This window comes from Sphingomonas alba (assembly GCF_023516555.1).
Lineage (GTDB): Bacteria > Pseudomonadota > Alphaproteobacteria > Sphingomonadales > Sphingomonadaceae > Sphingomicrobium > Sphingomicrobium album.
Map to the genome: position 1 here is coordinate 1162995 of NZ_JAMGBD010000001.1, position 14962 is coordinate 1177956.

The 14962-nt window shown below is 65.0% G+C and carries 12 protein-coding genes; 6 read left to right on the forward strand and 6 right to left on the reverse strand.

The window, feature by feature from the left end; all coding sequences use genetic code 11:
- Window positions 1-5: 5 nt before the first annotated feature.
- A complete protein-coding gene (locus LZ536_RS06170) occupies window positions 6-1763 on the reverse strand; it encodes a DUF885 domain-containing protein (RefSeq protein WP_249847427.1) in 1758 nt (585 codons plus the stop codon).
- A gap of 118 nt (window positions 1764-1881) precedes the next feature.
- Here LZ536_RS06170 and LZ536_RS06175 point away from each other — a divergent pair, with 118 nt between their 5' ends.
- Together LZ536_RS06175 and LZ536_RS06180 are read left to right on the forward strand one after the other, a co-directional pair.
- Window positions 1882-3285, forward strand: coding sequence for a peptide MFS transporter (locus tag LZ536_RS06175; protein ID WP_249847428.1), 1404 nt, complete (start codon window positions 1882-1884; stop codon window positions 3283-3285).
- Between the two features lie 34 nt (window positions 3286-3319).
- The gene (locus LZ536_RS06180) at window positions 3320-4000 is read left to right on the forward strand and encodes a UdgX family uracil-DNA binding protein (protein WP_431357915.1); all 681 of its coding nucleotides are present in this window, start codon (window positions 3320-3322) and stop codon (window positions 3998-4000) included.
- On the opposite strand, the gene LZ536_RS06185 is transcribed toward LZ536_RS06180, so the two are convergent.
- From LZ536_RS06185 to LZ536_RS06200, 4 genes are all read right to left on the reverse strand, one after another.
- Window positions 3997-6144 (reverse strand): TonB-dependent receptor, encoded by a 2148-nt coding sequence (locus LZ536_RS06185; RefSeq protein ID WP_249847429.1) that lies wholly within the window; start codon window positions 6142-6144, stop codon window positions 3997-3999. The two genes, LZ536_RS06180 and LZ536_RS06185, sit on opposite strands and share 4 nt — an antisense overlap.
- A 91-nt stretch (window positions 6145-6235) precedes the next feature.
- The gene (gene smc, locus LZ536_RS06190) at window positions 6236-9661 is read right to left on the reverse strand and encodes a chromosome segregation protein SMC (protein ID WP_249847430.1); all 3426 of its coding nucleotides are present in this window, start codon (window positions 9659-9661) and stop codon (window positions 6236-6238) included.
- A 28-nt stretch (window positions 9662-9689) separates the two neighbouring features.
- Window positions 9690-10451, reverse strand: a complete 762-nt coding sequence (locus tag LZ536_RS06195) for a thioredoxin domain-containing protein (protein ID WP_249847431.1) — start codon at window positions 10449-10451, stop codon at window positions 9690-9692.
- Window positions 10448-11002 carry a DUF721 domain-containing protein gene (locus LZ536_RS06200; protein WP_249847432.1) on the reverse strand — a complete coding sequence of 185 codons (555 nt, stop codon included), beginning with the start codon at window positions 11000-11002 and terminating at the stop codon, window positions 10448-10450. The genes LZ536_RS06195 and LZ536_RS06200 overlap by 4 nt, the downstream gene beginning before the upstream one ends.
- A 27-nt stretch (window positions 11003-11029) precedes the next feature.
- On the opposite strand from LZ536_RS06200, the gene LZ536_RS06205 reads away from it, so the two are divergent.
- The 4 genes from LZ536_RS06205 (at window position 11030) to LZ536_RS06220 (ending at window position 14098) form a co-directional block, all read left to right on the forward strand.
- Complete coding sequence (locus LZ536_RS06205) at window positions 11030-12019, forward strand: A/G-specific adenine glycosylase (protein ID WP_249847433.1); 990 nt, start codon at window positions 11030-11032, stop codon at window positions 12017-12019.
- On the forward strand, window positions 12009-12851 hold the full coding sequence (gene nudC / locus LZ536_RS06210) for an NAD(+) diphosphatase (protein WP_249847434.1): 843 nt from the start codon (window positions 12009-12011) through the stop codon (window positions 12849-12851). The genes LZ536_RS06205 and nudC overlap by 11 nt, the downstream gene beginning before the upstream one ends.
- A 65-nt stretch (window positions 12852-12916) precedes the next feature.
- Complete coding sequence (locus LZ536_RS06215; RefSeq protein WP_249847436.1) at window positions 12917-13633, forward strand: c-type cytochrome; 717 nt, start codon at window positions 12917-12919, stop codon at window positions 13631-13633.
- Between the two features lie 9 nt (window positions 13634-13642).
- Window positions 13643-14098: a DUF1801 domain-containing protein gene (locus LZ536_RS06220; RefSeq protein ID WP_249847438.1), complete on the forward strand. Its 456-nt coding sequence runs from the start codon at window positions 13643-13645 to the stop codon at window positions 14096-14098.
- On the opposite strand, the gene LZ536_RS06225 is transcribed toward LZ536_RS06220, so the two are convergent.
- Window positions 14095-14958 carry an LOG family protein gene (locus LZ536_RS06225; protein ID WP_249847440.1) on the reverse strand — a complete coding sequence of 288 codons (864 nt, stop codon included), beginning with the start codon at window positions 14956-14958 and terminating at the stop codon, window positions 14095-14097. The two genes, LZ536_RS06220 and LZ536_RS06225, sit on opposite strands and share 4 nt — an antisense overlap.
- Window positions 14959-14962 lie beyond the last annotated feature (4 nt).

The window sequence follows — 14962 nt, forward strand, 5'->3', positions numbered from 1 at the left end:
CCAAGCTAGGCCCTCGATTTTTCGGCCTGAATCCACGCATTGATCTGCGCATCCAACGCATCCAGCGGCACCGCGCCCTGCCCGATCACCGCATCATGGAAGCGGCGGAGGTCGAATTTCGGCCCCAGTTCCTTCTCTGCCCGGGTCCGAAGTTCGCGGATCTTTAGCTCGCCAAGCTTGTAGGCGAGTGCCTGGCCGGGGTTGGAGATGTAGCGGTTGACCTCGGAATCGATGTTCTTGTCGGTCAACGCCGTATTGTCCTTCATGAAGGCGACGGCCTGCTCCTTGGTCCAGCCCTTCGAATGGATGCCGGTGTCGACCACCAGCCGGCAGGCGCGCCACATCTCGTAGCTCAGGCGCCCCATGTCCTTCTGCGGCGTGTCGTAAATGCCAAGCTCGATGCCCAGCCGTTCCGAATAAAGTCCCCAGCCTTCGACAAAGGCGGTGAAGAAGGCCCCGTATTTGCGCCAGGCGGGCATGTCCAGCTCTTGCTGGGTCGCAACCTGCATATGGTGTCCCGGAACGGCTTCATGGACGGTCAGCGCCGGCAATTCCCAAAGCGGCCGCTGATCGAGATGGGTCGTGTTGACGAAATAGGTGCCCGCGACGCCTGCGTCGGGGCTGCCGTCCATATAATAGGCCGTTGTATTGCCCTCCGCCGTTTCCAGCGGAATGGGTTTCACGCCATAAGGCAGGCGCGGGAGCTTGGTGAAAAGGGTCGGCATCTTGCCGTCGATAGTCTTTGCCATCAGCGCCGCGGCCCCCATCAGCTCTTCGGGCGTCTTGGCGAAATATTTGGGATTGGTCCGCATGTCCGCGATCATCGCCTCGCGGCTGGCGAAGCCCGACTTTTTGGCGAGCGCATCCATCTCGGCGCGAATGCGAGCCACTTCGCCGAGGCCGAGCTGGTGGATTTCGTCCGGCGTGCGATTGGTCGTCGTCTGCTGTCGAACGAGGAAGGCGTAATATTCCTTGCCCTGCGGAAGCGCCGAAATGCCGACGCTCTGGCGACATTTGCCGGCGAGTTCCTTGTGATAGACGTCGGCCCAATTCTGGTAGGACGGATTGAGCTTGTCAGTGATCAGTGCCTTGGCCCGCGCCTGCAGGTCGGCCCATTGCGCGTCAGTCACGCTCGCCGGTTTCGGCGCAGCGAACGGCGCGTAAAAGCGGGACTTAGTTGGATCGGCGGCGATCACGCCAGTGATGGTCGGCTCGAACGTGGTCAGCGTCACGCACGGCTGAACGAAGCCTTCTTTGGCGGCCTTGCGGCTGATGTCGGCCATGTTCGCCATCTGCGCCGGAACTTGGCCGATACGGGCGAGGTAATTGTCATAGTCGGCATAGGTGCGGACGGGCTGCATTTCACCCAGCCCTGCCCAGAACTGATGCAGGCTGCCGAGTGTCGAGAACAGCATCTGCCGTTCGCCGAATCGGTTGCCGGCAATGGCATCGGACAGCGTACGCCTGAGGATTGCATAATTGGTCTGGTCGGCGGGCGACAGCGAAGCCTCCGGAATCGCCTCGAGCCGCTTTAGGTCGGCTGCGGCCTCGGCGGTCTGCCGGTCCATCTCCGCCAGTGTGAAGACACCGAGCTCACGATCGTATGTGGTAACACCCGTCTGGGTGGCGAGGATCGGAGAATCCTTCAGGTTCGCCGCCCAATAATCGTCCATTAGCTTGTGAAAATCCTCGGTCGGACCCGCCAGCGCCGGCGCGGCGATCGACAGGCAGGTGGCGGCAAGCGCAATCTTCAGGTGACGCATGTGATTGACCCCCTCGTTAGGGCGGCAAACTAATCCCGCCTCGACAGGGCGCAAGTGCCTTCGACGGACGGCAGCGGCGGAACTTCCAATCCCGCCATGCGCTGCTGCCTCCGGTGCCATGACAGTCGCCGACACAACTCCGGACTTCGAGCCCGCTCCGCCGCACGACCGGGCCTTCCTCGGCCATCCCAAGGGCCTTGGCTATCTGAGCTTCACCGAGGCTTGCGAGCGCTTTTCCTATTATTCCATGCAGACGCTGCTGGTGCTCTACATGGTGCAGTATCTGCTGCATCCCGGGCACGTCGAGAATGTCGTCGGCCTGCAGTGGCTGAGGACGCATTTCTATGCGGGGCTCGACGGCCAGCCGCTCGCGTCTGCAATATTCGGCACGTACACAGCTCTCGTCTATGCGACGCCAATCCTCGGCGGCATCATCGCCGACAAGTGGCTGGGCCGCCACAAGACTCTGATCCTCGGCGGCATCTTCATGGCGATCGGCCATTTCCTGATGGCGTTCGAAGGCAGTTTCCTGCTCGCCTTGTTCGCGCTCGTCGTCGGCGTCGGCCTCTTCAAAGGCAATATCGCAACCCAGGTCGGCGCGCTTTACGGTGACGAGGACAACCGCCGGGCGATGGCCTTCCAGATCTTCTACATCGCCATCAACGCCAGCGTCATCGTCGCGCCGCTGATCACAGGCACGCTTGGCCAGAAAATAGGCTGGCACTGGGGCTTCGGCACGGCTGGCGTCGTCATGGTTTTGGGGCTTTTCATTTACATCTCAGGCAAGAGATGGCTGCCGGCCGACACCGTCCATCCGAACAGCGTCACTGACGAGCCGGCACCCCCTCTCGACAAGATGGACGGCAACGATTGGACGCGTGTGATTGCGCTGATGCTGCTGATCCCGGTGATGGCGGTTTCGCTCCTGACCAATCAGGAGATATTCAATGCCTATCTGGTTTGGGGCGATGAGCATTTCGCGCTCAGCTTCATGGGCACCCAAATCCCCAGCACCTGGCTAATCACCCTTGATGCGGCCTTGAGCTTTTCCATGCTCGTCGGCGTCGCCCTCTTTTGGAAATGGTGGGGCACGAAGCGCCGCGAGCCCGATGAGCTCGGAAAGATGATCATCGGATCATGCTTCACGATCGCCGGCGGCCTCTGCCTGTTCATGGCAGCGCTCACGCAGCCCGCGGCCGGCAAGATCGGCCTGTTCTGGCCGTTCATGTTCCACCTGCTGAACAGCATCGGCTTCGCCAACATCCTGCCGGTCAGCCTGGCGCTCTTCACCAAAGTTGCGCCGCGGCAGATCACCGCGACCGTGGTCGGGCTCTATTACCTGGCCTTCTTCGCGGCAAACGCCGTCGTCGGTTATGTCGGCGGCCTCTACTCGTCGCTGCCGACCACGACCTTCTGGCTGCTCCACGTCGCCAGCGCCGCCTTCGGCCTCGTCTGCTTCATCATCTTCAAGGTGACCATGGCCAGCCGCATGCATCACAGGACCGAGCCGGCGACGGCCTGACGACACCAACCTTGCCCCGCCGCGTTGTAGCGGCATGAGCGATCGAGCCATTGCCGAGCACGGCCTTTCCGACGCGCTCCAAGCCGAACGGGGCCTCCAGCCGGGCGGCAACCTGCGCCGCGCCTGGGAGGAACTGCTGGCCGAAGCCCGCAGATGCACGCGCTGCGACCTTTATAGATGCGCGACGCAGACCGTGTTCGGCGAGGGCCCGCTGGACGCGAAAATCCTGTTCGTGGGCGAGCAGCCGGGCGACCAGGAAGACGTGGCTGGCCGCCCGTTCGTCGGCCCCGCCGGCCAATTGTTCAACGAGGCCTTAAAAAGGGCCGGCATCGATCGCGTCGAGACCTACGTCACCAATGCCGTCAAGCATTTCAAGTTCGAGCTCCGCGGGAAGAAGCGCATTCATAATTCGCCCAACGCCGGCGAGATCACCGCTTGCCGCTGGTGGCAGGAGCAGGAGCGCGCATTGATCAGGCCGCCGCTGACCGTGGCGCTCGGCGGCACGGCTGCCCGGTCCCTGTTCGGGAAGGCCATGACGATTTCAAAACTCCGCGGCGCTCCGCACGAGCTACCGGATGGCAGCGAATGCTGGGTGACGGTGCACCCGAGCTTCCTGCTGCGCATGCCCGAAGAAGTCCGCCGCCGCGAAGAACGCGCGCGCTTCGTCGAAGACCTCATCGCGATCCGCAAGCGAGCGGCGAAGCTGGCGGGCTAGAATCCGAAACGGAGCTGGGCCCGAATTGACCGGGGGGCGCCCGGCGCAATGTTGTTATCGCCATTGGTCATCGGGAAATAGTCGACGTTGAAGATGTTCTCCAAATTGACCTGCGCCTCCACTCCCTTGAGCAGCTTGTAATAAGCGGCAGCGTCAACGCGAGTGTAGCCGGGAAGCGTCACACTGTTGCCGATCGACGCATAGGACTTCGACCGGGCGACCACGCCAAGGCCAAGCCCAAGCGATTTCGAAACGTCATAGCGGTTCCAGAGCGAGAAGCTGTGCCTGGGCACGTTTGGCACGTTGCAATCGCCGCTCGCGCAGGCCGTCGTCGCCTCGGTCACCTCCGCCTTCTGCCATGCGTACCCTGCCGAAACCTGCCAGCGTGGGCTGAGGCTCCGCTCCAACCCGAGTTCCAGGCCACGGCTGCGCTGTTCTCCCGAAAGGAGGAAAGTCCCGCTGCCGTCCGGATTCGCGACGCGCGTGTTGGTGCGATCGAGGCGATAGATTGCCGCGGTCGCAAGCAGCCCGTTGATAGGCTCCCATTTCGCACCGAGCTCGTAATTGTCGAAGCGTTCCGGCTTCAGCGAAGACGTGTTGATGTCGAGGCCGCTGAACTGGTCACCCGACTGCGGAAGGTACGAACGGCTGTAGCTTGCATAGATTGACAGATTTTCGCCCGGCTTGAGGACGAGGCCGAAACGTGGCGACAACAGCTCATCTCGGCGGCTGAAACTGCGATCCACGGCGGGCCTTAAGTCGTCGACTTCCAGTTTGAAGCTGTCGAAGCGCAGGCCGGCGACGATCTCGAGCCATTCCGTCGGCCGGATCTGGTCCTGAACATACAGAGCACCGATGCTCGCCTTCGTTCGGTTGTTCGCGTCGGTGGGGAGCGGCGCGAAGACGGTGATCGTATCGACGGTCGGATCGCTTAGCGGCACGGAGCCATCGGGCAGGATTCCGGTCCCGGATACAGCGCCGGTCAGGCGGTGGTTGCGAGTCTTCTGCCGCCCGACCTCGAAGCCAAGCAGGAGCGTCTGGTCGACACCGCCCAATCGGCTCTCCCAGATCAGGTCGGTTTCGCTCAACAGGTTTCGACGGTCGTTGCGATTGTTATAGGCGCCGAGCTTGACTCGCTCAGGCAGCGTCGAGGTTGCGGCAAGGACGGCGCCGTTCGGGAAGATGTTCTGATAGAATTTGTTGAAGTCGCCGAAGATCGTGTGGTTCCTGATCGTCAGGCCCGGCGCAATCTCGTGCTCGGCGCCGAACCGAGCGATGTTGGCGTCTACCTTCGCGTAACTCTGATCGGGATCGCCGAAGAAGGTCCGGTCGAAGCCTTCCAGCGGCTCGCCTACCTTCGACGGCACGCCGCGGTCGGCGGTCCTGCGGTCGTGGAAAAATTCGTAGCCGAAATCGAGCCGCGTAGCTTCGCCAGCCTGGAAGGCGAGCGTCGGGTTGATGCCGTAGCGCTCCAGGTCGACATGACGGCGGAAGCTATCCCCGTCTTCGTACATACCGGTAAGGCGGACGGCGACATTGTTGCCAAGCAGCTGGTCGGCATCGCCCGAAAATCGAACGCTGCCGTAGTTATCGGTCGAAACCAGCGCTTCGCGATGTGAACCGAAGGTGGGCCGTTTGATGACGCGGTTGACGATGCCGCCGCCCCCGCCGCGGCCGAAAATCATGGCGTTGGGTCCCTTGAGGACTTCCACTCGGTCGACGTTGTAGAAATCGCGGAAATACTGAACGTCGTCGCGGAGGCCATCGGCGAAGAAATCCGCTGTCGAGCTGTTGCCGCGCAGCGTGAAGGTGTCGCGATTGCCTTCGCCAGTGGCGGGGCTCGCTCCGGGCACGAAGGTCAGCAGGTCGCCGACGGACCGAATTGCCTGATCCTCGATCTGCTTTTCCGAGATGACGGTCAAAGCCTGCGGGATGTTGCGGACCTCGGTATTTGTCTTCGTCGCCGTTGAAGTGCTCTTGGCGCCATATTCGGCGCGCTGGCCTGTGACGGTGATCGATTCGGCCCCGGCCGCCGCGGCTGTCGCCGCCAAAGTTTCACTATCCGCCGCCGCTTCCGCGGCTAAGGCCGGCGTAGCGAACGCAAGCAGCGACACGGCGGATAGTTGAACCGAAACCGAACGCATTCCCTTGGACCCCTTACTCTCGTTGAGGCCCGGTTAGCGTTACTGATAATCATTCGCAATAGCGATGACAGCAATTGTTTCGGTCAGTCGCTCATTCAGCGGCCAACAGGGTTTCCGCACCGCCAAGGTCGACCGAGACGAGGCGGCTGACGCCCTTTTCCACCATGGTCACACCATAGAGCCGGTGCATCCGGCTCATCGTCACGGCATTGTGGGTGACGATCAGGTAGCGGGTGTCGGTTTCCTGCGTCATCCGCATCAAGAGGTCGCAGAAGCGTTCGACATTGGCATCGTCCAGCGGCGCGTCGACCTCGTCGAGCACGCAGATCGGCGCCGGATTGGTCAGGAACAAAGCAAAGATCAGCGCGACCGCCGTCAGGGCCTGCTCGCCGCCGGAGAGCAGGGTCAAAGCGCTCAGGCGCTTGCCTGGCGGCTGGGCCATGATCTCCAGCCCCGCCTCCAGCGGGTCGTCGCTTTCGACCAGCTCCAGGTGCGCCTGGCCACCATCGAATAGGGTCGTGAACAGGCTGCGGAAGTGGGCGTCCACTTTCTCATAGGCCTCGAGCAACCGCACCCGGCCCTCGCGGTTGAGGCTGCCGATCGATCCGCGCAGGCGATTGATCGCCTCCTGCAACTCGTCGCGCTCGGCGGCTCCGGCCAACCGGCTTTCCTCGAGCTCCGCCAGTTCCTGCTCGGCGACGAGGTTCACTGGCCCCAGGCGCTCGCGCTCGGCGGTCATGCGGTCGAGGTTGGATTTCTCCGCGTCGGCATCGTCGAGCGCTTCGGAATCGAAGCCGATGCGCTCCGGCAGCAGGGGCGGCGGACATTCGAACTGCTCGCCGCATTCCCGCGCCAGCTCCGCACGCCGCGCTTCCTGGCCCTCGGCGCGGGCGACCGCCCCGGCACGCATTTCGCGGGCTCCCGCGAAGGCTTCGCCGGCCTCGGCCAGCTTGCGGGCGGCGGCAACGCCGCTGGCCTCCGCCTGCGCCTCGGCGGAGGCTGCCTGCGCCGTCCAGGCGTCGCTCGCCTGATTGTCCTTTTCGATCCGCGCGATTTCCCCGGCCAAGCGGTCCGGCTCCCCGGACATTTCCTGCCGCTCGCTCGCCAGCTCCTCGGCCCGGCTAGCCGTTTCCAGCAAGCGGGCTTCGGCGTCCTTGGCGCGCGTCCGCCATTCGCCCTGTTCGCGCTGGGCGGCGGCGTCGCGTTCCCGATCGGACGCCATTTCACGGGCGCGCGTCGCGGCAGCGGCGCGGATTTCCGCAACCGCTTGGCCGGCGGCACTCGCCGCCTCGCGCGCAGTGTCGATTTCACCGGCCAGCTGGGCCGGGTCCGCGAGCGCATCCAGCGTGCCCTGTGCGGCCGTCACCGAATCCCGTGACGCGGCCAGCAAAGGCTCGAGGTCGGCGCGGCGCTCGGCCAATGCCGTGCGCTGCGCTTCGAGCCTCTCCAAGGCCCCGGCGGCGGCGTCGGCGGCGCGGGCCGCATCACGTCCCTGACGCTCGGCCGCCGTCGCGGCGGCACGGGCTGCTTCCGCATCGCGGCGATGCTGCTCGACCGCCTCGGTCGCCCGGTTTCGGCCCATCGCCGCCTCGTCGACAGCCGATTGCAACGCCGGCAATAAGCGCTCGATTTCGGCCAAGCGATTGGCGCGGATCAGCCGCTCAGCCGCCGCCGCGCCCCCTGCCTCCGCGACAAAGCCATCCCAACGCCGCATGCGGCCGTCACGGGTCACCAGCCGCTGGCCAATCGCCAACGGCTGGCCAGTGTCATCATCGGCAACGCCCACCTGGGCCAGGCGCCGTGCCAGCTCCTTCGGCGTGGTTGCATGCGCCGCCAGCGATTGCAGGCCCTCAGCCAACGCGGGATCACCCGCCCGGGCATCGCTTCCCACCCAGCGCCGCGGGCCGTCGCCGCCGATCGCGGCTTCAAGGTCGTCGCCCAGAGCCGCCGCCAGGGCCCGCTCGTAACCCGGTTCGGCGCGGACTTCGACAAGCGCCGCGCCGCCGCCCTGCGCTAGCGCCTTGCTCAAGGCATCGCGTTCGGACGTCGCCGCCGCCAACGCCGCGCGTGCCGCCGCCAGTTCGCTTTCATAACGGTCGCGGGTCTCGGCGGCCTCGGTCCGGCCATGCTCCGCATCCGTCAGCGCCGCTTCGGCGCTGGCCAACGCCTTCGTTGCTTCGGCTGTCGTCCTTTCGGCTTCGGCCTTGGCGTCGACATGCTCGGCGCCATCCCCCAATTCCTCGATTTGTCGCGCCAGCTTGGCGGCCTCGGCCTCAGTCCGCTCGGCTTGGGTGCGCGCCGACTCCAGCGCCGCCTCGGCAACCCGGCGCTCCGCGCGCATCGCCGCTTCGCGAGCTAGCAAAGCAGCAAGGTCCGCCTCTGCCTGCCGCGATGCGGCTTCGGCGGCCGTCAAATCCGTCGCAATCCGTCCAGCCTGCGCCTCGCCGTCGGCAAGGCGGGACTCGATCTGACCGCGCTCCGTCTCCAGCGCGGCGATGGCTTTGGCGGCATCCTCGCGCAGCGCTTCCTCGCGCGCGGTCTCGACCTGCAACGCATCCTGCAGCCGATCGAGCTCGGCGAGCCTGCGAACCACTGTGTCTCGCCGCGCCCGCGCGGTCGCCAGCTCATGCGCCAGCGTCCGTCCACGGTCCCGGGCATCGGCCAGTGCCGACCGCCGGGCCGATAGCTCGGACGCCTCCTGCTCCTGCGCCAGCTGCGCGTCCTGCATGCCCTGCTGCAGCGCCGCCACGGCAGCGGCCGCGCGGCGCGCTTCCTCGGATGCTGCCTTGGCCGCCCGGTCGGCCTCGCGCCACCGCGCGTAGAGCAGGCGTGCTTCGGCGGCGCGGATCTTCTCCGACAGCTGGCGGTAGCGCTCGGCCGCTCGCGCCTGCCGCTTGAGCGCCGATGCCCGCGCTTCCTGGTCGCCAAGCAATTCATTGAGGCGGGTGAGGTTGGTCTCGGTCGCCCTGAGCTTCTGCTCGGCATCCTTGCGGCGTGCGTGAAGCCCGGAAATCCCGGCCGCTTCTTCCAGCATTTGCCGGCGCTCCACCGGCTTGGCGGCGATGACCGCGCCGATGCGCCCCTGGCTGACCAGCGCCGGCGAATGGGCGCCCGTCGCCGCGTCGGCGAACAGCAAGGCGACGTCCTTCTGACGAACGTCGCGGCCGTCGATCCGATAGGCGGACCCGGCCCCGCGCTCGATACGCCGCGTGACCTCGCTTTCGCCATCGGCATCTTCGTCACCGCCGTCGCCGGCCTGCCGTTCGATCAACAAAGAGACTTCGGCGAAATCGCGCGGGGGGCGCGTCGCCGTCCCGGCGAAGATGACGTCCTCCATGCCGCCGCCGCGCAGCGACTTGGGGCTGCCTTCGCCCATCACCCAGCGAATGGCTTCGAGGAGGTTGGATTTGCCGCAGCCGTTTGGGCCGACCACGCCGGTCAGCCCTGGCTCGATCCTCAGTTCAGCCGGCTCGACGAAGCTCTTGAACCCACCGAGCTTGAGCCTGCGAATTCTCAACGCGCCCCTCCCCTAGCGCGCCCGGCCATTACCCGCCGAGCGCCGCCTTGATCTTGCCTTCCAGCTGGTTCCAGACGGTCGAGCTGTTGTCCATTTTCACCAGCTCGCCGTTGAGCAGGAAGCCCGGTGTGCCCGGAATGTTATAAGCCGACACGGCGTCGTTCTGCATCTGCACCAGCCGGTCGACCTCGGCCTGGTTGGCAAGGCAGGCGTTGGTCTTCTCCGCCGGCAGGCCGCGCAGAGCCGCCCAATCCTGGAAGCCGGCGATCTTGGCCAACTCGACGAATTGCTGGTTGGGCGGCAAATTCTGGATGGTCTGAAGCTTGCTCTGGTCAGCAGCCTGGATCTTGGAGACCCAATCGCGCTGGTCGGCATAGAAGCCCCGCGTCAGCCCAAAGAAGCTGGCCGGGCCGCCGCAGCGCGCCACCAGCGACGCGGCTACATCATAGGGATCGCGGACGAAGTTGCGGAATTCGTAGCTGACCTTGCCGGCCTTCACGTAATTCTCGATGAGCGGCTTGGCGCCGGTCTCGTCGAATTCGGCACAGTGCGGGCAGGTCAGGGATCCGAACTCGACGATCTTCACCTTGGCATTGGGGTCGCCCATCAGGAAGCCGCCTTCGGGCGTTTGGCTGACGACCGTCGTCCAGTCGCCGTTCTTCGGCGGCGCGACGGGTTTCACCGGACCGGATGCGGCCGTGCTGCTCTTGTTGCCGGCCTTTTCGGCATTGCAGGCGGCGGTCGCGAAGCTGGCGGCGGCAAGCGCCAGGAAAAGTGTGCGGGTTTTCACTTTGGCAGGCTCCGAATGATGGGAATGGGTTTCTCGTCCACAGGAGTGACAACCGGTGGCCCGGTCGTCGCGGCGATATGCCCGGCAAGCGAGGTGAGGCAAGCGAGAAGTTCCGGGTCGGCGATGGCGCGCAGGCCCTCGCCAAGCTCAGTCGGCACGTCGGACGGTTCCCGCCGCTGCCGCTTCGGCGTCGAACTCGGCACCTTGCCCTGGCGGAACGCGACCTTGTTGATCGCCTCATAGCCGAAGAAGCGATTGACCCTTTCGATGATCATCGGGCCCAGATGCTGGATCAGGGGCGCATGGGCACCTTCGACCAAAAGTGTAAGCGTGCCGCCCGATTTCTTGCCCGTCGGGAAGCGGATTGATTCGGGTACGGAGACATGGCCGTAGCGGTCCCCGACGATTTCCTTCCAGCGGCTGACGATGCTCGCCTGGACAAACCCGAACCGCTTCAAGGTCGTACCGCCGATGTCACCCACCAGGTCCCCGCACGACCGGGCATGGCCGCGGCGCGGAGAATCGTCGTTGGTGGGCTTTCGCTTCGACATTCGCCTTGGTCATGCCATAGCGCTTCCATGAGCGCCAATGCCGCAAGCCGGCTTTTGCAACATTATGTGGATAACTTCAGGCGCTTGCCGTGGCGCTCGCCACCCGGCTCGCCGCCACCCGAGCCCTACCGGGTGTGGCTCAGCGAGGTGATGTTGCAGCAAACGACGGTTGCGGCCGTGACTCCACGCTTCGAACGCTTCCTGGAGCGCTGGCCGACCATCGAGGCATTGGCCGCCGCCCCCGAAGCGGATGTCATGCAAGAATGGGCAGGCCTCGGCTATTACGCCCGGGCTCGCAACCTCATTGCCTGCGCCCGTGCCGTCGCGGCAATGGGAGGCTTTCCAGCTTCCGAGGCCGAGCTCCGCAAGCTGCCCGGCATTGGCGCCTACACATCGGCTGCCGTTGCCGCGATTGCCTTCGGCGAGGCGGAGGTCCCCGTCGACACCAATGTCGAACGCGTCGTCGCCCGCCTGCATGCGCTGACCGACAAGTCCGCGGTCCCTGCATTCGCTAAGGCCATGATGCCCGAAGGCCGGCCCGGCGATTTTGCGCAGGCGATGATGGACCTGGGCGCCAGCATCTGCAGGCCCAGGGCTCCCCTGTGCACGCAGTGTCCGCTCGCCGCCGATTGCAGGGCCTTTGCGCTGGGCACGCCCGAAGCCTTCCCGACGCCAAAGCCGAAGACAATCCGCCCCCAGCGCTACGGCATCGCCTGGTGGATCGAACGCGACGGCCTTGTCTGGCTGGTCCGCCGTCCCGCCAAAGGCATGCTTGGCGGCATGGCGGCGCTGCCCGGTCCGGATTGGCAGGACGAGCCCGTCACGGCGAACGCCATCGCCTGGGTGACGCATGTCTTCACCCATTTCGCCCTCGACCTCACCATTGTCCCCGTGGCCGAGCCATGCGGCGAAGGCTGGTGGCAACCCATCGACCGGCTGTCCGAAGCCGGCCTGCCAACGCTTTATCGCCGCGCTGCCGAGGCCGCGCTTGCCGGGATGACCGCCCTTGCCGCCTGACGTTTTCTTCGGCGGCCTCGGCCTCGACCGCGCCGATGTGCTGCGCGCCCAGCCCGAACGGATTGCCGAGCTTGCCACGCGGCCCGATGCCCGCCAGCTGCAGTGGGCCGAAGGCTTGCCCTTGCTGGACAGCGAAGGCCGTCTCAATTGGGGAGATCTCCAGGACCCGCAGGTCTTCCTGGGCCTCGATGGCGATTCCCCGCGATTCTCGTCCCTGCCCAGGGTGGACGCCGGCCGCTCCGCCTTTGGCTTGCTAGCCGACCTCAACGACAAGGACGCGCCGCTCTTTGCCTGCGCCTTGAGCCTCGCCAATTGGCACTCGCGGCATCCCCATTGTTCTGTGTGCGGCCATGCCAGCGACATCGTCCGCGGCGGCTGGTCGCGGCGTTGTCCGGACTGCGGCGCCGAGCATTTCCCGCGCTCCGACCCGGTCGTCATCATGCTTGCCGAGCATGACGGGCGCCTGCTGCTGGGGCGCCAGCCCCACTATCCGCCGGACCGCTATTCAGCCCTCGCCGGGTTCGTCGAGCCGGGGGAAAACATCGAGGCCGCCGTCGCGCGCGAAATATCGGAGGAGGCAGGCATCGCCGTCACCGATGTCCGCTATATCGCCAGCCAGCCGTGGCCCTTCCCTTCGACATTGATGATCGGTTGCCAGGCACATGCACTCAGCGACGAATTGACCATCGATTTCACCGAACTCGAAGACGCGCGGTGGTTCACCCGCGACGAGGTCGCCGCAGCGCTTGCCCGCGTCGAAAATCCGCCATTCCTGCCACCGCCGCGCCACGCCATCGCCCGCACATTGCTCGAGCATTGGCTGGCCGCTTGATGAACTGATTGGCGCGCCTTAAAGGATGCGCCAATTCACCGCTCCAATCGTCGGAAAAGACCTTCATGCAAGATCGCCAGAACACCATTAACGGCTGGGTGCTGTTCGCCGGAATCGTCGCCCTGGGCGGCACGATCGTCTTCGGCGAAGTGTTCCATGCGGAGCGCCCTGAACATATGGGCTATCCGATCGAAGGCGTGGTCGAGGAAGGCGCCGGCGCTGCCGAGGCGGAGAAGCCGATCGAGTTCTACCTCGCGTCGGCAGATGCGGTGAAGGGCGAGCAGGTCTTCAAGAAGTGCGCTGCCTGCCACAATGCCGACAAGGGCGGCGCCAATGCGCTCGGCCCGAACCTGTGGGGCGTGCTTGGCGAACCGATCGGCAAGGGTGCCAATGGCTTCGCCTTCTCCGACGCTTTGTCCGGCAAGGGCGGCAATTGGGACTGGGACTCGCTCGGCCAATGGCTGCACAGCCCGAAGAAGTTCGCGCCCGGCACCAAGATGACCTTCGCCGGCCTTTCCAATCCGGAAGACCGTGCCAACGTCATCGCCTTCCTGAATGCGCATAGCGACGCTCCGAGGCCGCTGCCTGCGGCTCCGGCTGAGGCCGCACCGGCGGCTGGCGACAAGGCGGCTGCAGAAGCCGCGGGCGCCGGCGCTCAGAAGGCCGAGAACGAGCCTGTGCTCAACGAGCAGCAGGCGGCCAAGGGCGGCCAGAAGAACGTCGGCGGCGAAGGCGCGCCGAAACTGACCGGTACCGATCCGACCGCCAAGCCGAAGCAGTGAGCCAGGCCGGTGGTGAGCAGCAAAGCCGCCACCGTCGCCGACTATCTCGCTGAGCTACCGGCCGACCGCCGGGCAGAAATCGAGAAGGTACGTGACCTGGTTAACGCTGCGCTGCCCGCCGGATATCGCGAAGGCATGGCCTGGGGATTGATTGGCTGGGTCGTTCCGCTCGAAGTGCATCCCGACACATACAACAAGCAGCCTTTGCTGTACGCAGGGCTGGGCGCGCACAAGAACTACAATTCGCTCTATCTAACCTGCGTCTACGCCTCGAAGGAGCGAACCGAGCGCCTTAAGGCAGCAGCAGCCGAAGCCGGCAAAAAACTCGACATGGGCAAGAGCTGCATACACTTCCGACGCGCCGAAGACCTGCCGCTCGATCACATCCATGACGAGATCGCCTCGACCGCACCGGATAAATTCATCAAATTTTACGAGGAAGCCCGCCGCAGCGGCAGCTGTTAGTCGTTTTCGTAATAGTCGCGGACGAACTTCCAGGCTTCGTCGGCATCCTCGCACCAGTGGAACAGGTCGACGTCTCCCGGCGAGATCACGCCTTCCTCGGCCAGCGCCTCGAAATCGATAACCCGGGTCCAGAAATCCTTGCCGAACAGCAGGATCGGCAGCGGCCGGACCTTGCCGGTCTGGATGAGCGTTAGCAGCTCGAAGAATTCGTCGAATGTGCCGAAGCCGCCAGGGAACACCGCTACCGCCCGCGCGCGCAGCAGGAAGTGCATCTTCCTCAGCGCGAAATAGTGGAACTGGAAGCTGAGATCCGGCGTGACATAGCTATTGGGCAGCTGCTCGTGCGGCAGGACGATGTTGAGCCCGATCGACTCCTTGCCCTCATCCTGGGCGCCGCGGTTGGCGGCTTCCATGACCGACGGGCCGCCGCCCGAGCAGACGACAAAATGCTTCTTGCCTTCCTCATCGCAATCGCAGCGGCTGGCATGGCGGGCGAGTTGCCTCGCGATGTCGTAATAATGCGACTTGGCCTTCAGCCGCTCGGCGACCTTGCGCTGATAATCTGTCTGCGCGCCGGCGAGCAAAGCATCGGCCTTGGCTGGTTCCGGGATGCGGGCGGATCCGTAGAAGACGAAGGTCGAGCCGATATTGGCTTCGTTCATCAGCAACTCGGGCTTCAGCAGCTCGAGCTGGAAGCGCACCGGCCTCAGGTCCTGCCTCAACAGGAAGTCCGTGTCCTGGTACGCGAGCTTGTAGGCCGCGCTCTCTGTTTGCGGGCTGGACGGCACATGCTTGGCGGCCTGTGCGTCGACCTTGGCTTCAGGGAAGATACGCTTGGGAGGGATATGGTCAGCAGTCATAGGC